The organism is Burkholderia pyrrocinia (assembly GCF_022809715.1).
Classification (GTDB): domain Bacteria; phylum Pseudomonadota; class Gammaproteobacteria; order Burkholderiales; family Burkholderiaceae; genus Burkholderia; species Burkholderia pyrrocinia_C.
In genome coordinates this window covers 2,003,083-2,021,583 of the sequence record NZ_CP094460.1, presented here as the reverse complement: position 1 = coordinate 2,021,583, position 18,501 = coordinate 2,003,083, and the positions used below count along the sequence as shown (strand labels likewise).

Below are 18,501 nucleotides of genomic sequence, written 5' to 3'. Positions count from 1 at the left end.
TCGCGCGACGTCGACGATTGCGCGGCCGCCGCGGCAACGTGGTGCGGGCACAATCCAGCGGCCCAAAACAAAAGCGCCACGGAGCGAACTCCGTGGCGCTTCATTCATGCCCGCGTGCCGGCGCGGAGGCGCAGCCCCCGCGACGCGAAACGCGCTTAAGCGGCCGTTGCCGGCTTCGCCGGCTTCTGCAGCTTGCCCTTGCCGGCGCGCTGGATTTCCTCGAGCTTGATCTCGACGTGGCGCGAGAACACGTACTCGGCCGGACGCTGCTTCGCGATCGAGATGTCCGGTGCGAACGGGCCGTCGGTCTTGATGCCCTTCGTGCTCACGCGCAGCGCCTTCAGCGGATGCGCGATCGTGTCCATCACGGCCGTTGCCTCGAAGCCGCAGTGGACCATGCAGTCAGCGCACTTCTCGTAGTTGCCGACGCCGTAGTTGTCCCACTCGGTCGTTTCCATCAGTTCCTTGAAGGTCTTCACGTAACCTTCGCCGACCAGGTAGCACGGCTTCTGCCAGCCGAACACCGTACGCGCCGGGTTGCCCCACGGCGTGCACTTGTACGTCTGATTGCCGGCCAGGAAGTCGAGGAACAGCGACGACTGGCTGAACGACCAGCGCTTGCCGCCTTCGCCGCGCTTCAGGATTTCGCGGAACAGGTTCTTCGTCTTGTCGCGGTTCAGGAAGTGCTGCTGATCCGGCGCGCGCTCATACGCGTAGCCCGGCGACACCGTGATGCCGTCGACGCCGATCGGCCCCAGCGTGTCGAAGAACTTCGCCACGCGCTCGGGCACCGCGTCGTTGAACAGCGTGCAGTTGATGTTCACGCGGAAGCCGCGGCGCTTCGCTTCCTTGATCGCCGCGACGGCCTTGTCGTACACGCCTTCCTGCGACACCGAGTGATCGTGCGCCTGCTGGTCGCCGTCGAGGTGGACCGACCAGACGAAATACGGGCTCGGCGCGTAGTCGTCCATCTTCTTTTCCATCAGCAGCGCGTTCGTGCACAGGTACACGAATTTCTTGCGCTTCATGATGCCCTTGACGATTTCCGGCATCTCCTTGTGGAGCAGCGGTTCGCCGCCGGCGATCGACACGACGGGCGCGCCGCACTCGTCGACGGCCTGCAGGCATTCCTCGACGGACAGGCGCTGGTTCAGGATCGGATCCGGATAATCGATCTTGCCGCAGCCGTTGCACGCGAGGTTGCAGCGGAACAGCGGCTCGAGCATCAGCGCGAGCGGATAGCGTTTGTTGCCGGACAGGTGCTGGCGCACGATGTATGCGCCGACACGGACTTGCTGGAGCAGCGGAATAGACAAGGGATGTCCTCCTTAAACTTCGCGGGCGACAGCTTGCGTGAGCTTCGCCGGCAGCTTGAATTCGACTTTTTCCTCACGGCCCGCCATCGTCGCGACATCGACGGGCCCCAGCGCGCGCAGCGCGCCGATTACATCCTCGACCATCTCTTCGGGCGCCGACGCGCCGGCGGTCAGGCCGACCGTCTGCACGCCCGCAAACCATTCGGCTTTCACTTCCGAGCCGTCGGCGACGAGATAGCTCGGCACACCGCTTTCGGTGCCGATCTCGCGCAGGCGGTTCGAGTTCGAGCTGTTCGTCGCGCCGACGACGAGCAGCACGTCAACCTGTTCGCTCAGCTCGCGCACGGCGGCCTGGCGATTCTGTGTGGCATAGCAGATGTCGCGCGTGTCCGGGCCGACCAGGTCGGTGAACCGGCGCTGCAGCGCTTCGATGATGCCGCGCGTATCGTCGACCGACAGCGTGGTCTGCGTGATGTACGCGACCGGCGTATCGACGGGCAGCGTCAGCGTCGCGACTTCGGCTTCGCTCTGCACGAGGATCACCTCGGCCGGAATCTGGCCGATCGTACCCTCGACTTCCGGGTGGCCCGCGTGGCCGATCAGGATCAGCCGGCGGCCCGCCGCGACATACTGGCGGCCCTGCACGTGCACCTTCGTGACGAGCGGGCAGGTCGCGTCGAGCACGTCGAGCCCGCGCGTTTCCGCATCGCGCTCGACCGTCTGGGCGACACCGTGCGCGCTGAAGATCGCGACAGCGCCGTGCGGCACCTCGTCGAGTTCCTCAACGAATCGTGCCCCTTTATTACGCAGGTTTTCGACGACATGCCGGTTATGAACGATCTCATGACGCACATAGACCGGCGCGCCGTGCTGTTGCAGCGCGCGATCGACGATCTCGATCGCACGGACAACCCCCGCACAAAAGCCGCGGGGCTGGGCAAGGATGACTCGCATAAGTGAGCGAACTCCGACGACAGACGCCGGGGTTCGAGGAGCTGGCACCAACTCGATCGCCCCGGCTTGATGTTATGAAGGCAGGAACGAACCGGCCAGACCAGGCCCCGGAACCCCGAATTAATCGCGCATTTTAACCCTATCGGGAAGTCCTTGCTCTGGTGCCGTGTCGTCCGTGTTGCAATTGCGGGAGAGCCGCGTCGGCGCTGGCGCGCGCGGAACCCAGTAAACTACGCGGTTTCGCGGGCGGCCGCTCCGGCTGCCCGGCGTCGCGCTCATTTCAAGGCCATTCGATGACCGTCGATTCTTATGCGTATTGCCCGGCCGCCCGCGCGGTTTCGGGCGTTTTGTTCCTGACCCCCATTCAACATGCCGGTGTCCGGCCGGAGGCGCGCCGATGATGCTGGCGATCGCTTTCCTGGTGTCTGGCCTGTCGCTGATGATCTGGATCGTGCTGCTCGTCGCGCGCGGCGGCTTCTGGCGCGCGGTGCCGGCGCGGCCGCTGCCGCCCGACGCGCGCGGCGCCGCGGCCGACGCCGGCTGGCCGGCAGTCGTCGCGGTCGTGCCGGCGCGCAACGAGGCCGACGTGATCGCCCGCGCGGCGACTTCGCTGCTCGAGCAGGATTATCGGGGCGACTTTCATCTGATCATCGTCGACGACCACAGCGACGACGGCACCGCCGACGCGGCCCGTGCGGCGGCGCTCGCGATCAACCGCGCCGACCGGCTGACGGTGCTGGCCGCGAAGCCGCTGCCGGCCGGCTGGTCGGGCAAGGTGTGGGCTCAGTCGCAGGGGATCGCCGCGGTGCAGACGCTCGGCCTGCCGGCCGACTACCTGCTGCTGACGGATGCCGACATCGGCCACCCGCCCGATGCCGTCGCGCAGCTCGTCACGCGCGCGCAGGCCGAGCACCGCGATCTCGTGTCGCTGATGGTGCGGCTGCGCTGCGATTCGTTCTGGGAAAAGGCGCTGATCCCGGCGTTCGTGTTCTTCTTCGCGAAGCTCTACCCGTTCTCGTGGATCAACAATCCGCGCAACCGGACGGCCGGCGCCGCGGGCGGCTGCATGCTCGTGAAGCGCACGGCGCTCGAGGAAGCGGGCGGCATCGAGTCGATCCGCGGTGCGCTGATCGACGACTGCAGCCTCGCCGCGCAGATCAAGCATCGCGGCAGCGGCCGCCATCCGATCCGGCTCGACCTGGCCGACCGCAGCGTGTCGCTGCGCCCGTACGACAGCTGGCGCGACATCTGGAACATGATCGCGCGCACCGCGTTCACGCAGCTGCACTATTCGCCGCTGCTGCTGGCCGGCACGCTGCTCGGGATGGCGATCATCTATCTGGTGCCGCCCGTCGCGGCGCTCGCATACGGTGCGCGCGCGTGGCCGGCGTGGCTCGCGTGGGCGTCGATGTGCGCCGCGTATGCACCGATGCTGCGCTACTACCGGCGCTCGCCGCTGTGGGCGCCCGCGCTGCCGCTCGTCGCGCTGTTCTATGTCGGCGCGACGTTCGCGTCCGCGTGGCGCTACTGGCGCGGCAAGGGCGGCCAGTGGAAGGCGCGCGTGCAGGCGCCGGTGGATCGCTGAGCGTTTTGCGCGCCGTTGGCGCGCGTCCCGGGACGCTGCCGTTGCGGCGGCCGGAAAGCAAACAGCCCGATCGGAAACCGGTCGGGCTGTTTTGTTTTCGGCGGTGCTGCTTGCCGGTGCTTACCGCTGGGTCAGCATCATGTACATCTGGACCACGACGTCCGGCGAGAACGTGAACGGAACCCAGCCGTAGCCGGTGTGGCGGGCGACCAGCAGGCGGTCGCCGTTCGACTGCTTCTGCACGGCCATCATCGGGTTCTTCGTCGTCACGAAACGCCAGCCGGCCGGGATGCCGGGCGGCGGCTCCGGCTGCATCGACGCGCGCGCATGCGCGAGTTCCTCGATCAACTGACCGAGTTGCTCCGGATGCAGCGTGATCGATTCGCCGTTGATGGTCAGCGTGAGTTCGTGCTGCGACGGACGTGCCACGTGCAGCGTCGCCTTGTCGGCCGGGGCGGCGGCGGCTTCGGCTTCGGTTTCAGTCGCGGCTTCGGCTTGCGCCGGCGCAACGATCGCGGTTCCGGCGTCGGCTGCTGCATCGGCCGCAGCCGGCGCGGATGCGTTCACAGCCGGTTCCGCCGTCGGCGTGCCTGCCGGTGTCGGTTCGACGGCTTCGGCGGCAACGGCCGGGGCGGCAACTGCGTTTGTCGCGGCTTCGTTGACGACGGCCTCGACCAGCGCCTCGGCGTCGGCGACGGCCTTCGCGTGGTGCTGTGCGGCGGCTTCGGCCTGCGCGATCGCTTCGGCATGGCGCTGCGTGAGGGCTTCGGCCTGCGCGGTGGCGTCGGCGTGGCGCTGCGCGGCGGCTTCGGCCTGCGCGATCGCTTCGGCGTGGCGTTGCGTGACGGCTTCGGCCTCGGCGGCCGCATCGGCATGACGCTGCGCGGCGGCCTGCGCTTCGGCGATCGCTTCCGCGTGACGCTGCGCGAGCGCTTCGGCCTCGGCGATCGCGGCCGTGTGGCGCTGCGTGGCCGCTTCGGCTTCGGCGGCCGCTTGCGCGTGACGCTTCGCGGCGGCCTCGGCTTCGGCGGTCGCTGCCGCATGGCGCTGCGCGGCCGCATCGGCTTCGGTCGCGGCGGCGTCATGGCGTTGCGCGGCGGCCTCCGCTTCGGCGATCGCCGCTGCGTGTCGTTGCGATGCGGCTTCGGCATCCGCGTGACGTTGCGCGAGTGCTTCGGTCCGTGCGGTGGCTTCCGTATGGCGCTGCACGGCGGCTTCGGCTTGCGCGGCGGCATCCGTATGACGGTGGGCGGCGGCTTCGGCGGCGGCGGCGGCTTCCGCGTGGCGCTGCTGCGCGGCTTCGGCGTCGGCGGCTGCCGCCGTATGGCGCTGCGCAGCGGCCTGCGCTTCGGCTTCCGCGGCAGCGTGACGTTGCGCCGCGGCCTGGGCTTCCGCTGCTGCGGCGCGCGCGAAGGCTTCCGCGCTGCGGGCCGCCTGCTGCGCGGCGTGGTGATCGTGGAGGAGCTGATCGACGCCCGCGTTGAGCGAATCGATCTGATCGTTCAGGTTCATGCGTGTCTTCTCTGCGTAAGACCCGCGATTTTACCCGCTGCGCCGGTGCCGGTCCGCGCGCGACGTGTAACAAAGTGCGCAAGGCGGCGCGCCGCGCGCCGCTTTGTGTTATTTCAGGTACCCCGCCGAGCGGAACCAGTCGAGCGCATCGCGCAGCCCTTCGCGGTACGGGCGCGCACGGTAGCCGAGCTCGCGCTCGGCCTTCGCGGACGTGAAATACATCTTGTTCTTCGACATCCGCAGCCCGTCCACGGTGACGAACGGCTCCTTCTTCGTGAACTTCGCGACCGCTTCGGCGCCGACCGCGAGCGGGTACAGCGGCCAGCGCGGCAGCGCGATCGTCGGCGCCTTGCGGCCCGTCATCTGCGCGATGTCGGCCAGCATCTGCTGCAGCGGCAGGTTCTCGCCGCCGAGGATGTAGCGCTCGCCGATCCGGCCGCGTTCGAGCGCGAGGAAGTGGCCGTGCGCGACGTCGTCGACGTGCACGAGGTTCAGCCCCGTGTCGACGAACGCGGGAATCTTGCCGAGCGCGGCTTCGACGATGATGCGGCCGGTCGGCGTCGGCTTCACGTCGCGCGGGCCGATCGGCGTCGACGGGTTGACGATCACGGCCGGCAGCCCTTCGTCGGCGATCATCCGCTCGACCGCGCGTTCCGCGAGCACCTTGCTGCGCTTGTAGACGCCGATCGCCTGCTCGGGCGTGAGCGGCCGGTTTTCGTCGGACGGGTCGCCCGCGCTCGTGACCTTCAGCGTCGCGACGCTGCTCGTGTAGACGATCCGCTCGACGCCTTCGGCGCGTGCCGCGCGCATCGTCGCGACCGCGCCTTCGAGGTTCGCGCGCTCGATCTCGTCGGGATCGGGCGCCCACAGCCGGTAGTCGGCCGCCACGTGCAGCAGGTAGCGCACGCCGCGCAGCGCGGCGCGCATCGACGCCTCGTCGCGCATGTCGCCGGTGACGATCTCGGCGTCGAGATCCGCGACGTTCGTGCGCGGGCTGGTCGGGCGCACGAGCACGCGCACCGCATAGCCTTTCTGCTGCGCGATGCGCGCGACGGCCGAGCCGACGAAACCGGATGCGCCGGTGACGAGAACGAGATCGCGGGAGGTATCAGTCATGCGTTTCCTTCAGGGCGCGCGCGAGCGGCGCGGCGGTTGAGCGTCGGCGAGATTGTACGTGGTCGGCGCGTGCGGCGACGCAACGCCGGCGCCCCGGCGGGCCGTGCTTCCGTGGCGGCGCGGTGGCGGCGCGCGGCCGGGCCGCCGCACGCGTGTGCGAAGCGGCCGACGCGACTACAATGCCGGGCTTGAATGCAACGGGAGGGCGACGCGATGAGCCGCAATGAACTGGACGAACGGATCGAGACCTACTACGTGCGGGTGCGCGGCGTCGTGCAGGGCGTCGGCTTCCGTCATGCAACGGTGCGCGAGGCGCATTCATTGAAGCTGCGCGGCTGGGTCGCGAATCTCGAGGACGGCAGCGTCGAGGCGATGATCCAGGGCCCCGGCGCGCAGATCGACCGGATGCTCGCGTGGCTGCGCCACGGGCCGCCGGCCGCGCGCGTAACCGAGGTGACGTTCGAGGAACGCCGGACCGAAAGGCGCTTCGATCGTTTCCAGCAGCAGTAACAGGCGCACAACAACCATGACGGGGTATCCGGACGCCGGGCGCGGCCTCATGCTGTCGGTGATGGCATCGACGCTGTTCGCGCTGATGTCGGTTTACGCGAAGCTGCTCGCGCCGCTCACCGGGCTCGACATCTTCGCGTGGCGCGTGTTGTGGACCGCGCCGGGCGCGCTCGCGCTGATCGCGTTGCGCGGCCGCTGGCCCGCGCTCGCCGACCTCGCGCGGCGCGGCATGCGCGACTGGCGTCTGCTGATCGCGCTGCCCGCGAGCGCGGCGCTGCTCGGCCTGCAGTTGTGGCTGTTCCTGTGGGCGCCGCTGCACGGCCGCATGCTCGAGGTGTCGCTCGGCTATTTCCTGCTGCCGCTGACGATGGTGCTCGTCGGCCGCTTCTACTATCACGAACGCCTCGACCCGCTGCAATGGGCGGCTGTCGCGTGCGCCGCGCTCGGCGTCGTGCACGAAGTGTGGGCGACGCGCGCGTTCGCGTGGCCGACGCTCGTCGTCGCGCTCGGCTATCCGCCGTATTTCGTGCTGCGCCGCCGGATCAACGCGGATTCGCTGGCCGCGTTCGCGATCGAGATCGTGCTGTTGTGCCCGGTCGCGTTCGCGATGGTCGCGGCGAGCACGACGCGCGTCGCGAGCAATCCGGTGCTGTGGGTCGCGCTGCTGCCTGGGCTCGGCGTGCTCAGCACGCTCGCGCTCGCGAGCTACCTGAAGGCGAGCCGGATGCTGCCGATGGCGCTGTTCGGGATTCTCGGCTACGTCGAGCCCGTGCTGCTCGTCGCGGTGTCGCTGCTGCTGCTCGGCGAGACGCTGAGCGTCGCGAAGCTCGCGACGTATGGGCCGATCTGGGTCGCCGTCGCGCTGACCGCGTGGCACAGCGCAATGCTGATGCGACGCTTGCCCGCGCGCAGATAAGTTTCGATCTCGATCCTGATCGTGGTGCGGCGGCCGCACGGAACGTGCCGCGCATCGTGTATCGCTCGACGATCGAACCGCGGTCGAACCGTGATCGAACGCATCGATGCTGACCGCAAACTGGCGTCGCGCTGGCGTCAATCTGGCGGCGCTGCCCGCTTCATATCGCCGGTCTCGCGCTTGTAATCGAACAGAAGATTCGGTTGCACTTTGTTACTTAGGGTCTCCCCGGATCGGCCATTAGACTGGCCTGACCGACTTCCCTTCGTATGCAGCTTTCCAATGAACGGTCATCCCCGTGCCTGGCCGGCCGGGTTGGCGCGATGCGGGCATACGCGCGTCGCCGCTGATCGCGCTCGCCTTCTCCTTCCCGATGCATTCCCAGGCGCCGATTGCGCCGCCGTTTCGCAGGTGCGCTCATGTCGTTGAGCATGCCGTCGTCCGCCGCGGCCCAGCCGTCGCGCAGCGGCCGCCTGATCGAAGTCGATTTCTTCCGCGGGCTCGTGCTGTTGATGATCGTCGTCGATCACATCGGCGCAAGCGTGCTGTCGCGCGTGACGCTGCACGCGTTCGCGCTGTGCGACGCGGCCGAGGTGTTCGTCTTTCTCGGCGGCTTCGCGACCGCGAGCGCGTACGGCGCGATCGCCGAACGGCAGGGCGCGCGCGCCGCGCAGCGCCGGTTCGTGCGCCGCGCGATGCAGATCTACCGCGCGTTTCTCGCGACGTCGACGCTGATGCTCGTCGTGTCGGCCGTGCTCGATCACTACGGGATCGATGCGCCGAACCTCGCGCTCGACGACGTCAGCGTGATGCTCGCGTCGCCGCTCACGGGCCTCGCCGAATTGCTGACGTTCCAGCGCCAGCCGTATCTCGCGTCGGTGCTGCCGATGTACGTGCTGTTCGCGCTCGCGTCGCCGGTGCTCGTGCCGTTCGCGCGCCGCCATCCGTGGCTGCTGGTCGCGCTCGGCGTCGCGTCGTGGCTGGCGGCGGGCTGGCTCGGCCCCGAACTGCTGGACACCGACGGCTTCCGCTGGAGCTTCAACCCGTTCGCATGGCAACTGATGTTCGTCGCCGGCGTGCTCGCGCGCTGCCAGCCGTTCTACCGGCGCATCGCGCTCGGGCGGTGGGGCGCCGCGGCGACCGGCGTCGCGTGCGCGGTCGTGCTCGGCTGTGCGAGCTACAAGCTGTTTTCCGGGCTGCCGCTGCCCGAAGGCGTGCTCAAGCGCGATCTCGCGCTGCCGCGCGTCGTGAGCTTCGCGGCCGTCGCGTGGCTGATGGCCGATTGCGTGCGCTACGGCTGGATCGCGCGGATCGCGCAGGGCGTGCGGCCCGTCGTCGCGATCGGCCAGCGCGGGCTGATCTGCTTCGTCGCGGGCGCGGCGATTTCGCTCGTCATCGATTCGCTGCTGCACCCGGTCGCGCACGGCGCCGATCTGCGGCACGTCGGCGTGGGCCTCGTGGCCGACGCATGCGCGCTCGGGCTGATGATGGCCGTGGCCGGTTCGGGAACGTGGATCGCGCGGTGGCGCAGTGCGGCCGCGTGAGCGGCGCGTGCGGCACGCAACGTGCCGCGCGGCGTCAGTGAGGTGAGCCGATACGGGAGCGGGGAACGGCGGTTGCGTCGTCGGATTCGGCGTCGTCGCGGTCGTCCGGCGCCGGGTCGTCGTGCTCCGCGAGTACCGCGTCGGCTTCGGCCGCGGCGCGGGCGGCGCGAATCGCGGTGCAGCGCTGAGCGTGCCGGATGTCCGACAGTATCCTCAGCAGCCGCGTGGTCTTGCTTTTCATGATCTTCTCCCGCCAGTGCGCATCGCGACGGATCGGATGCGTTTCCACCAGTGTAGGACGCGATCGCGCAACCGGCAGGGGAATGTGGCGTGCATGCCGCACGCCAAGGGATAGTACTTACTGGGCCGCGGTGACGGCCTGCGCCTGCAGCGCTTCCTCGCGACGCTCTTCCGCGCAGCGCTGATGCTGGCGCGACAGGCGGTTCATCAGCGGCAGCAGCAGCAGCGCGAGCAGCATGCCGATCGCGGCGAGCCAGCCGAGCTTCTCGAACAGCGACAGGTACAGCGGCAGCGATTCGGTGGCCGGCAGCTCGTGCGACGGCATCTGCGCGAAGTTCGCGACGACGCTGCCGAGATACTGCGACACGCCCGTCGCGACGAAATATGCACCCATCATGAAGCCGCTCATGCGCGCCGGCACGTAGCGGGCGATCATCGCGAGGCCGAGGCCGCTCACCAGCAGTTCGCCGAGCGAGTAGAGGCCGTAGCCCCACACCATGAACCACGACGACACGCGGCCGTCGACCGCGTAGCGGCCGCTGATCGTGAACACCAGGTAGCCCGCGGCGACCGCGCCGAAGCCGAGCGCGTACTTCGCGGCGACCGGCAGGTCGCGGCCGCCCTTCGCGACGGCGTTGTAGACCCACACCAGCACCGGGCTCAGCAGCATGATCCAGATCGGGTTCAGCGCCTGGAACTGCGCGGCGCTCCACGTGAACAGCGTCGTGCCGAACAGGATGAAGTGCGGATCGACGTTGCGCAGCGCGAACAGCGTCAGCGACGTCGACATCTGCACGTAGAAGATGAAGAACAGGATCACCTGGCCGATCAGCACGAGCGCCGCGATCAGGCCCGCGCGTTCCGAGCGCTCCGACTTCGCGATCATGTACGCGAAGATCGCGAGGATCGCGAACGCTGCCGTCCACACGCTGGCGACCGCGAGCTGCTTGTGCTGCAGCACGTACAGCGTGATCAGCGCGAGCGCGACGCCGCCTGCCGCGACCGCGCCGAGGCGCTTCCAGCGGATCGGCTGTTCGTCCGGCTGAGAGCCGACATGCGCGAGCGTGCGGTGCATCAGCATGAAGTTGAGGATCGCGAGCAGCATGCCGCCGCAGCAGACCGCGAACGCGGCGTGCCAGCCCCAGTGATCCTTGATCCACGGCGTCGCGAGCATCGACACCGTCGAGCCGATGTTGACCGCCATGTAGTAGATCGTGAACGCGCTGTCGATGCGCGCATCGTCGCCTTCGTAGATGCGGCGCACGAGGTTCGCCGCGTTGGCCTTGAACAAGCCGTTGCCGACGACGATCACGCCGAGCGACGCGTACATGTACGTCAGGTGGTCGTTCGGTACCGCGAGCATCAGGTAGCCGGCGCACAGCACGGCCGCGCCGATGATCATCGTGCGGCGGGCGCCGAGCACCTTGTCGCCGATCCAGCCGCCGATCGACGGTGCCGCATAGACGAGCGCGGTGAACGCACCCCAGGTCAGGTTCGCATGGCTGTCGGTGAAACCGAGCCGGTCGACCATGAAGAGGACCAGGAGCGCGGCCATGCCGTAGTAGCCGAAGCGCTCCCACATTTCGATGAGGAAGACCGTCGTGAACGATCGGGTTTGTGAAACAGGTGAATGCATCATCAATCTCGGTTGAAACGGACGGCACGGATCACGCGTCGTCTTGGGTCTAACTGGCGCCTGTGCACAATGGGCCGGGTAGGCCTGGCATCGGCGATGGAACAGTCGGGCTCAGGGCCCGTTCCGGCTAATAACGGGCTTGCGAACGCTCCTTTCCGGCTGCAGTGCAAGGAGGGCGGAGCGCCGTTTGGCCACGCCAAACAAGCGACGTCCGACGCCGCAATGCGGCCGGAAAGGTGCGTTCCCCAAATCTAAAAAATAAATTCATTCCACGGGCTGGTCACCAGAAGGGCCGATCGCTGCGTCATGCTCCTCACGAATACGTCGAGTATTCGCTTCGTCGCATTCCTTGCGCTCGGCCCTTCTGGTGACCAGCGCAAGCCCGTTATTAGCCGGAACGGGCCCTAGCCCGGGCCGGAGGCGAACACCGCCCGATGAGGCGGGGAACGACCCCGACCGGCGCGCGAGTGGTAACGTTCGCCGGTCCGGTGCGTCCGGTATGCGCCACTTAGGGAAACTCCCGATATGGCAGCAACTTTCAGGAAGATTCGTCTCATCATCTATTTGTAAACTTCTCGGCGGGCCCTCCGAAGATTCCCGGAGAGCCGCTTGCAGCTTGCCTGTGAAGCCGGCGAGTCTGGCAAGATAGCGCGTCGTTTCGCTCGCTTCGTGCCCTGTTTAGTGCACCGGGCTCAACACCGAAGGCATGTGCGAACCTGAAGACTAAGCTATATCGATCTAACTTAGTTATTTTCCATCAAACATTTTTTGACGATCACTTTTCGGCCTGCTATGGTTCCCCCCACTGAAAACTCGCGGTCAGCAGACGCTGCCGCCGTACTGGGCAGCAAGATTCGCGCGTTGCGCCAACGACTCAAGCGCACGCTCGACGACACCGCTACCGCCGCGGGGATTTCGAAGCCGTTTCTGTCTCAAGTCGAGCGCGGGCTCGCGTCGCCGTCACTGACGTCGCTGGCCGGCATCGCGCACGCGCTCGGTGTGACGGTGCAGTACTTCGTGGATACGCCGAGCGAGGAACGCTCGGTCTGCCGAGGCGAGCAGTTGCGCTTCTTCGGGTTTGCCGATTCGGCGAACCTGTTCGCGCGGCTGACGAACGTATCCGAAGGGCGACAGCTCGAGGCGATCCTCGTGAGGTTGCCGCCGGGGCAGAAGCGGTCCGAGGTGACGACACATGCAGGAGAAGAGTTCCTGTATGTGATTGAAGGGGAAGTCTCTCTGACGCTGGAAGGCAAGACGTTCGTCCTGCAGGCCGGCGACAGTTCGCACTATCAGTCGACGGTCCCGCACAGCTGGGTCAACACCGCGAAGATCGAGTCGGTGGTGGTCTGGGTCGGTACACCGAGGCTGTTCTAACGCACAGGTATTCCTTCGTTTCCAAGACGGGATGCCTGTCGAAAGAAACGTAAGGAATACTAAGATGAAATACGGGAATCACGGGCCTCCTCAATCGCTGCACCCGTCAGCGTCTCACGCGTAAGCCGCGGCATTCGCCGCGCGACGCTCACCGAACCCACTTTCTCAAGACTGCCACGATGAAATCCTTGCATGCCATGTCGGCCGTGCTGGCCGCGCTCGCCCTGACGACGCCCGTCGCCCACGCCGTTACCGTTCCGTCGAACGTCGCGCTCGCTCCTCAACAGGACCTGACGCGACAGGTGCCCGCCGAAGTCGAGTCGCTCGACCCCGCGCACATCGAATCGTGGACCGGCAACACGATCGGCCTCGACCTGTTCGAAGGGCTCGCCCGCATCGATGCGGCCGGCCAGGTCGTGCCGGGCGTCGCGCTGTCGTGGGAGCGCAAGACGCCGCAGACGTGGATCTTCAAGCTTCGTCACGACGCGAAGTGGAGCAACGGCCAGCCGGTGACGGCCGCCGATTTCGTCTACGCGTGGCAGCGCCTCGTCGATCCGAAGACGGGCTCGAAATACACGATCCTCGTCGAGTTCGTGAAGAACTCGAAGGACATCATCGCCGGCAAGGCCGCGCCGTCGACGCTCGGCGTGCGCGCCGTCGACCCGTACACGCTCGAGGTGACGACCGACGTGCCCGTCGCGTTCTTCCCGGAGCTGACCGCGATGGTGCCGCTCGCGCCGGTGAACAAGGACACGGTGACGAAACTCGGCGACGCGTGGACGCGCCCGGGCAACATCGTCAGCAACGGCCCGTTCCAGCTGGTCGACTGGCAGCCGAACAACCGCATCGTGATCACGAAGGACGCGAAATACTGGAACGCGCCGAAGGTCGTGATCAACAAGGTCACGTACCTGCCGATCGAAAGCGACGAGACTGCGATGCGCATGTACCAGGCCGGCCAGATCGACTACAGCTACTCGATTCCGTCGGGCATTTTCCAGCAGGTCAGCAAGCAGTTCGGCGGCGAACTGCGCCCGGGCCTGCAGCTCGCGACGTACTACTACTACCTGAACAACAGCGATGCCGCGCTGAAGGACAAGCGCGTGCGCCAGGCGCTGTCGATGGTGATCGATCGCGACGTGCTCACGTCGAAGCTCACGCAGGCCGGCGAGAAGCCGATGTACGGGCTGATGCCGAACGGCACGAAGGGCGTGCAGCCGTTCACGCCGGAATGGGCGTCGTGGCCGATGGCCAAGCGCGTCGAGACCGCGAAGAACCTGCTGAAGCAGGCCGGCTACTCGGACGCGAAGCCGCTGTCGTTCACGCTGACGTACAACACCAACGACCTGCACAAGAAGGTCGCGCTGTTCACCGCGTCGGAATGGCGCACGAAGCTCGGCGTCAACACCAAGCTCGAGAACGTCGAGTTCAAGGTGCTGATGAAGGAGCGGCATGACGGCAAGGTGCAGATCGCGCGCGACGGCTGGTTCGCCGACTACAACGACGCGATGACCTTCTTCGACCTGATCCGCTGCGGCAGCTCGCAGAACACCGTCGGCTACTGCAACAAGCAGGCCGACACGCTCGTCGACGAAGGCAACCAGAAGCTCGACGACAAGGCGCGCGCGGCGCTGCTCACGCAGGCGCACGACGCGGCGATGAACGACACGCCGATGGTGCCGCTGTTCCAGTACTCGGCTGATCGTCTCGTCAAGCCGTACGTAGGCGGCTATTCGCTGAAGAACGTGATCGACATGCGTGCTTCGCAGGACATGTACCTGATCAAGCACTGAGCGGAGCGATCATGCTGGCCTACGCTTTGAGGCGCACGTTGTGGGCGGTGCCGACGATCCTCGCGGTCATCACCGTCTGCTACCTGCTGCTGCATTTCACGCCCGGCGGCCCGTTCGATACGGAGAAGCAGCTGTCCGCCGCGACGCTCGCGAACCTGAACGCGAAGTACCACCTCGACGAGCCGCTGTGGAAGCAGTACCTGCTGTATCTCGGCTCGCTGCTGCACGGTGATCTCGGCCCGTCGTTCCGCTACGTCGACTGGTCGGTGAACGATCTCGTGAAGAAGGCGCTGCCCGTGAGCCTCGGCGTGGGCGGCGTGTCGATCCCGCTCTCGATCGTGTTCGGCGTGCTGCTCGGCACCGTCGCGGCCGTGCGCCGCGACAGCTTCATCGACCGCTTCGTGATGCTGATCGGCAACTTCGGCAACGTCGTGCCGCCATTTGTGCTCGGCCCCGTGCTCGTGTGGATCTTCGCGATCCTGCTGAAGACGTCGGCCGGCAACGGCTGGCTGCCGGCGGGCGGCTGGGGCGACGGCGGCTGGCAGTACCGGCTGCTGCCGATCGTGCTGCTGACCTTCATCAACGTGTCGCTGCTCGCGCGCGTGATGCGCGGCTCGATGATCGAGACGCTGTCGAGCAACTTCATCCGCACCGCGCGCGCGAAGGGCCTGCCGGGTTCGACGATCGTGCTGCGCCACGCGCTGAAGCCCGCGCTGATGCCGGTCGTGTCGCTGTTCGGCACGGTCTGCATCACGTCGATCACGGCGGCCGTCGTCACCGAATCGGTGTTCGCGCTGCCGGGGCTCGGGCAGCTCGTCGTGAACGGTGCGATCAACCGCGACTACACGCTGGTGCTCGGCCTCGTCGTGCTGACGACCGTCTGCGCGGTGCTGTTCAACCTGCTGGTCGACCTCGCGTACGCGTGGCTCGATCCGCGCATCCGTTATTGAGCGAGGCACTGCGATGACTCCGACTACTCCCGTCGTCGGGCTGCCCGTGCAGACCGACTCGCCGCCGCGTTCGCGCTCGCCGCTCGCGCTTGCGATGGCGCGCTTCCTTCACAACCGCGCGGCCGTGTTCAGCCTCGTGCTGCTCGCGCTGGTCACGCTCGCGTGCTTCGTCGGCCCGTGGCTGCTCGCGGCCGATCCCGCCGCGAGCGACTGGGGTTCGATCAGCCTGCCGCCGACCTGGGCGAACCAGCACTGGTTCGGCACCGACGAGCTCGGCCGCGACCTGCTGGTGCGCACGCTGATCGGCGGCCGCGTGTCGATCGAAGTCGGACTGCTCGGCACGCTCGTGTCGGGCCTGTTCGGCGTCGCGTGGGGCGCGACCGCGGGCTTCGCGGGCGGCCGCGTCGACTCCGTGATGATGCGCATCGTCGACATGATGTACGCGATCCCGTACCTGCTGATCGCGATCCTGATGATGACCCTGTTCGGCCGCTCGTTCATGCTGGTCGTGCTGACCATCAGCGCGTTCTCGTGGATCGACATGGCGCGCGTCGTGCGCGGCCAGACGCTGTCGCTGCGCAACCGCGAGTTCGTCGATGCGGCGCGCGCGATCGGCGTGACGCCGGCGTCGATCGTGCGGCGCCACGTCGTGCCGAACCTGCTCGGCGTCGTCGTTGTGTACGCAACTGTTTCGGTGCCGAACATCGTGCTGACCGAATCGGTGCTGTCGTTCCTCGGCCTCGGCGTGCAGGAACCGATGACGAGCTGGGGCGTGCTGATCCAGGACGGCGCGCAGAAACTGGAATCGATGCCGTGGCTGCTGCTGGCCCCGGCCGTCATGCTGTGCGTGACGCTCTACTGCGTGAACTTCGTTGGCGACGGCCTGCGTGACGCGCTCGACCCGAAGGATCGCTGAGATGGCTGCATTACTAGAAGTCGACAACCTCGGCGTGCGCTTCGAGCGCAAGGACGCGCCGCCGATCGACGCCGTGAGCGGCGTGTCGTTTTCGCTCGAAGCCGGCAAGACGCTCGGCATCGTCGGCGAATCGGGCTCCGGCAAGAGCCAGACCGTGATGGCGCTGCTCGGCCTGCTGGCTGGCAACGGCACGACGACCGGCACCGCGCGCTACCGCGGCGACAACCTGCTCGAGATGGATACGCGCGCGCTGAACGCGGTGCGCGGCGACCGGATCGCGATGATCTTCCAGGATCCGATGACGTCGCTCAATCCGTTCCTGACGATCGAGCGGCAGATGACCGAGACGCTGCAGCTGCACCGCAAGCTGTCGCGCAAGGAAGCGACCAAGCGCGCGATCGAGGCGCTCGAATCGGTGCGCATTCCCGACGCGGCGCGGCGCATCCGCATGTATCCGCACGAGTTCTCGGGCGGCATGCGCCAGCGCGTGATGATCGCGATGGCGCTCTTGTCCGAGCCGGAAATCCTGATCGCCGACGAGCCGACCACCGCGCTCGACGTGACCGTGCAGGCGCAGATCATCGACCTGCTGCGCGAGCTGAACCGCGAGCGCGGCACCGCGATCGTGCTGATCACGCACGACATGGGCGTGGTCGCCGGCCTCGCGGACGACGTGATGGTCATGTATGCGGGCCGCACCGTCGAATACGCGCCGGCCGATTCGATCTTCGCGGCGCCGTCGCATCCTTACACGATCGGCCTGCTCAACGCGCTGCCGCGCCTGACCGACGCGGACGATGCGCCGCTCGTCGCGATTCCCGGCAACCCGCCGATGCCCGGCACCGCGCCGGCCGGCTGCGCGTTCGCGAAGCGCTGCACGTATGCGGACGAACGCTGCGGCGCCGCGCGCCCCGCGCTCGAAACTTATGGCGCCGCGGGCGCGGTGCGCGCATGCCACCGCCCGGTGGCCGATCTGGCGGGAGGTCTGCGATGAGCGTCAATGAACGCCGCAATGGCGGCGCGACGGACGACACGCTGCTGTCCGTCGACGATCTGAAGGTGCATTTCCGCGTGCCGCTCGGCGGCTATCCGTGGTCGCCGAAGGGCACGCTGCGTGCGGTCGACGGCGTGTCGTTCGACGTGAAGCGCGGCGAGACGGTCGGGCTCGTCGGCGAATCGGGCTGCGGGAAGTCGACGCTCGCGCGCGCGCTGATCGGCCTCGTGCCGATGACGGCCGGCACCGTGAAATGGCGCGGCGAAGCCGTCGTGCCCGATCACCTGCGCGGCACCGCGATGCGGCGCGAAGTGCAGATGATCTTCCAGGATCCGCTCGCGTCGCTCGATCCGCGCATGACGATCGAGCAGGTCGTCGCCGAGCCGCTCGTCACGCACCACGCCGGCCTCGGCCGCACCGAGGTGCGCCGCCGAGTGGTCACGATGCTCGAACGCGTCGGCCTGAACGCGCATCACCTGCTGCGTTATCCGCACGAATTCTCCGGCGGGCAGTGCCAGCGGGTCGGCATCGCACGCGCGCTGATCGGCGAGCCGAAGCTCGTGATCTGCGACGAACCTGTCTCGGCGCTCGACGTGTCGATCCAGGCGCAGATCGTGAACCTGCTGCGCGACCTGCAGCGCGAACTGTCGTTGTCCTATCTGTTCGTTGCACACGATCTCGCCGTGGTGAAGGCGATCAGCCGGCGTGTGCTCGTGATGTATCTCGGCCGCGTGATGGAGTTCGGCACGCGGCATGACGTGTACGGCGTGCCGCAGCACCCGTACACGAAGGCGCTGCTCGATGCGGCGCCGACGCCGGAGCCGGCGCGCGAGCGTGCTCGCCGTCCGATGCTGCTGGCGGGCGAGATGCCCTCGCCGCTCAACCCGCCGTCGGGCTGCGCGTTCCGCACGCGCTGCCCGGTCGCGATCGACGCGTGCGCGCAGGACGTGCCGCTGCCGGAAGTGCGGCAGGGGTCGGCGGCGCGTGTCGCGTGCATCCGCGCGGGCGCGGCGTGATTTGAAGTAACGCAGCAAATAAAACCAGGCAGGTCAACAGGGGTAGGTACGGCGCGAACGATCTTCGCGCCGCGGGTACAGGCGCGTCCTTAGCCGGGCACGCCGGGGGGCCGGGAGCGGATCGCAACC

General features: G+C 67.6%; 16 protein-coding genes. 10 read left to right on the top strand and 6 right to left on the bottom strand.

Annotated features, from left to right (window positions below; all coding sequences use genetic code 11):
* Positions 1 to 155: 155 nt before the first annotated feature.
* Together hpnH and ispH are read right to left on the bottom strand one after the other, a co-directional pair.
* A complete protein-coding gene (gene hpnH / locus MRS60_RS25940) occupies positions 156 to 1,316 on the bottom strand; it encodes an adenosyl-hopene transferase HpnH (protein WP_034181593.1) in 1,161 nt (386 codons plus the stop codon).
* 12 nt (positions 1,317 to 1,328) lie between these two features.
* A complete protein-coding gene (ispH, locus tag MRS60_RS25935) occupies positions 1,329 to 2,270 on the bottom strand; it encodes a 4-hydroxy-3-methylbut-2-enyl diphosphate reductase (protein ID WP_034181594.1) in 942 nt (313 codons plus the stop codon).
* A gap of 397 nt (positions 2,271 to 2,667) precedes the next feature.
* Between ispH and MRS60_RS25930 the strand changes: the two genes are divergently transcribed.
* Positions 2,668 to 3,855, top strand: coding sequence for a glycosyltransferase (locus MRS60_RS25930; protein WP_034181595.1), 1,188 nt, complete (start codon positions 2,668 to 2,670; stop codon positions 3,853 to 3,855).
* 120 nt (positions 3,856 to 3,975) lie between these two features.
* On the opposite strand, the gene MRS60_RS25925 is transcribed toward MRS60_RS25930, so the two are convergent.
* Positions 3,976 to 5,367: a phage tail protein gene (locus MRS60_RS25925; protein ID WP_105390577.1), complete on the bottom strand. Its 1,392-nt coding sequence runs from the start codon at positions 5,365 to 5,367 to the stop codon at positions 3,976 to 3,978.
* Between the two features lie 108 nt (positions 5,368 to 5,475).
* Positions 5,476 to 6,483 (bottom strand): hopanoid-associated sugar epimerase, encoded by a 1,008-nt coding sequence (hpnA, locus tag MRS60_RS25920; protein ID WP_034181597.1) that lies wholly within the window; start codon positions 6,481 to 6,483, stop codon positions 5,476 to 5,478.
* 213 nt (positions 6,484 to 6,696) lie between these two features.
* On the opposite strand from hpnA, the gene MRS60_RS25915 reads away from it, so the two are divergent.
* The 3 genes from MRS60_RS25915 (at position 6,697) to MRS60_RS25905 (ending at position 9,453) form a co-directional block, all read left to right on the top strand.
* The gene (locus MRS60_RS25915) at positions 6,697 to 6,993 is read left to right on the top strand and encodes an acylphosphatase (protein ID WP_034181598.1); all 297 of its coding nucleotides are present in this window, start codon (positions 6,697 to 6,699) and stop codon (positions 6,991 to 6,993) included.
* 16 nt (positions 6,994 to 7,009) lie between these two features.
* A complete protein-coding gene (rarD, locus tag MRS60_RS25910; RefSeq protein ID WP_131947986.1) occupies positions 7,010 to 7,909 on the top strand; it encodes an EamA family transporter RarD in 900 nt (299 codons plus the stop codon).
* Positions 7,910 to 8,328: 419 nt separating this feature from the next.
* Positions 8,329 to 9,453 carry an OpgC domain-containing protein gene (locus MRS60_RS25905; protein WP_105390575.1) on the top strand — a complete coding sequence of 375 codons (1,125 nt, stop codon included), beginning with the start codon at positions 8,329 to 8,331 and terminating at the stop codon, positions 9,451 to 9,453.
* A gap of 34 nt (positions 9,454 to 9,487) precedes the next feature.
* On the opposite strand, the gene MRS60_RS25900 is transcribed toward MRS60_RS25905, so the two are convergent.
* Entirely contained in the window at positions 9,488 to 9,694 is a 207-nt protein-coding gene (locus MRS60_RS25900) for a hypothetical protein (RefSeq protein ID WP_105390636.1), read from the bottom strand.
* A gap of 117 nt (positions 9,695 to 9,811) precedes the next feature.
* Positions 9,812 to 11,332, bottom strand: coding sequence for a peptide MFS transporter (locus tag MRS60_RS25895; RefSeq protein WP_243565808.1), 1,521 nt, complete (start codon positions 11,330 to 11,332; stop codon positions 9,812 to 9,814).
* Between the two features lie 789 nt (positions 11,333 to 12,121).
* On the opposite strand from MRS60_RS25895, the gene MRS60_RS25890 reads away from it, so the two are divergent.
* The 6 genes from MRS60_RS25890 to MRS60_RS25865 all read left to right on the top strand — a co-directional run bounded on the left by MRS60_RS25890 (position 12,122) and on the right by MRS60_RS25865 (position 18,372).
* Positions 12,122 to 12,703, top strand: coding sequence for a cupin domain-containing protein (locus tag MRS60_RS25890; protein ID WP_034181602.1), 582 nt, complete (start codon positions 12,122 to 12,124; stop codon positions 12,701 to 12,703).
* Positions 12,704 to 12,882: 179 nt separating this feature from the next.
* A complete protein-coding gene (locus tag MRS60_RS25885; RefSeq protein WP_034181603.1) occupies positions 12,883 to 14,496 on the top strand; it encodes a peptide ABC transporter substrate-binding protein in 1,614 nt (537 codons plus the stop codon).
* Positions 14,497 to 14,507: 11 nt separating this feature from the next.
* The gene (locus MRS60_RS25880; RefSeq protein WP_034181604.1) at positions 14,508 to 15,446 is read left to right on the top strand and encodes an ABC transporter permease subunit; all 939 of its coding nucleotides are present in this window, start codon (positions 14,508 to 14,510) and stop codon (positions 15,444 to 15,446) included.
* Positions 15,447 to 15,459: 13 nt separating this feature from the next.
* On the top strand, positions 15,460 to 16,362 hold the full coding sequence (locus MRS60_RS25875) for an ABC transporter permease (protein WP_034181605.1): 903 nt from the start codon (positions 15,460 to 15,462) through the stop codon (positions 16,360 to 16,362).
* 1 nt (position 16,363) lies between these two features.
* Entirely contained in the window at positions 16,364 to 17,356 is a 993-nt protein-coding gene (locus MRS60_RS25870; RefSeq protein WP_034181606.1) for an ABC transporter ATP-binding protein, read from the top strand.
* Complete coding sequence (locus tag MRS60_RS25865) at positions 17,353 to 18,372, top strand: ABC transporter ATP-binding protein (RefSeq protein ID WP_243565807.1); 1,020 nt, start codon at positions 17,353 to 17,355, stop codon at positions 18,370 to 18,372. Before MRS60_RS25870 ends, MRS60_RS25865 begins: the two co-directional genes overlap by 4 nt.
* Positions 18,373 to 18,501: the final 129 nt, after the last annotated feature.

Excerpts from the sequence above, each read along its gene's own strand:
- MRS60_RS25880 (WP_034181604.1), top strand. The coding sequence starts at position 14,508 with ATGCTGGCCTACGCTTTGAGGCGCACGTTGTGGGCGGTGCCGACGATC.
- hpnA (WP_034181597.1), bottom strand. The coding sequence starts at position 6,483 with ATGACTGATACCTCCCGCGATCTCGTTCTCGTCACCGGCGCATCCGGT.
- MRS60_RS25870 (WP_034181606.1), top strand. The coding sequence starts at position 16,364 with ATGGCTGCATTACTAGAAGTCGACAACCTCGGCGTGCGCTTCGAGCGC.
- MRS60_RS25905 (WP_105390575.1), top strand. The coding sequence starts at position 8,329 with ATGTCGTTGAGCATGCCGTCGTCCGCCGCGGCCCAGCCGTCGCGCAGC.
- MRS60_RS25900 (WP_105390636.1), bottom strand. The coding sequence starts at position 9,694 with ATGAAAAGCAAGACCACGCGGCTGCTGAGGATACTGTCGGACATCCGG.
- MRS60_RS25930 (WP_034181595.1), top strand. The coding sequence starts at position 2,668 with ATGATGCTGGCGATCGCTTTCCTGGTGTCTGGCCTGTCGCTGATGATC.
- MRS60_RS25865 (WP_243565807.1), top strand. The coding sequence starts at position 17,353 with ATGAGCGTCAATGAACGCCGCAATGGCGGCGCGACGGACGACACGCTG.
- MRS60_RS25890 (WP_034181602.1), top strand. The coding sequence starts at position 12,122 with ATGGTTCCCCCCACTGAAAACTCGCGGTCAGCAGACGCTGCCGCCGTA.
- rarD (WP_131947986.1), top strand. The coding sequence starts at position 7,010 with ATGACGGGGTATCCGGACGCCGGGCGCGGCCTCATGCTGTCGGTGATG.
- MRS60_RS25885 (WP_034181603.1), top strand. The coding sequence starts at position 12,883 with ATGAAATCCTTGCATGCCATGTCGGCCGTGCTGGCCGCGCTCGCCCTG.
- MRS60_RS25915 (WP_034181598.1), top strand. The coding sequence starts at position 6,697 with ATGAGCCGCAATGAACTGGACGAACGGATCGAGACCTACTACGTGCGG.
- MRS60_RS25875 (WP_034181605.1), top strand. The coding sequence starts at position 15,460 with ATGACTCCGACTACTCCCGTCGTCGGGCTGCCCGTGCAGACCGACTCG.
- MRS60_RS25895 (WP_243565808.1), bottom strand. The coding sequence starts at position 11,332 with ATGATGCATTCACCTGTTTCACAAACCCGATCGTTCACGACGGTCTTC.
- ispH (WP_034181594.1), bottom strand. The coding sequence starts at position 2,270 with ATGCGAGTCATCCTTGCCCAGCCCCGCGGCTTTTGTGCGGGGGTTGTC.
- MRS60_RS25925 (WP_105390577.1), bottom strand. The coding sequence starts at position 5,367 with ATGAACCTGAACGATCAGATCGATTCGCTCAACGCGGGCGTCGATCAG.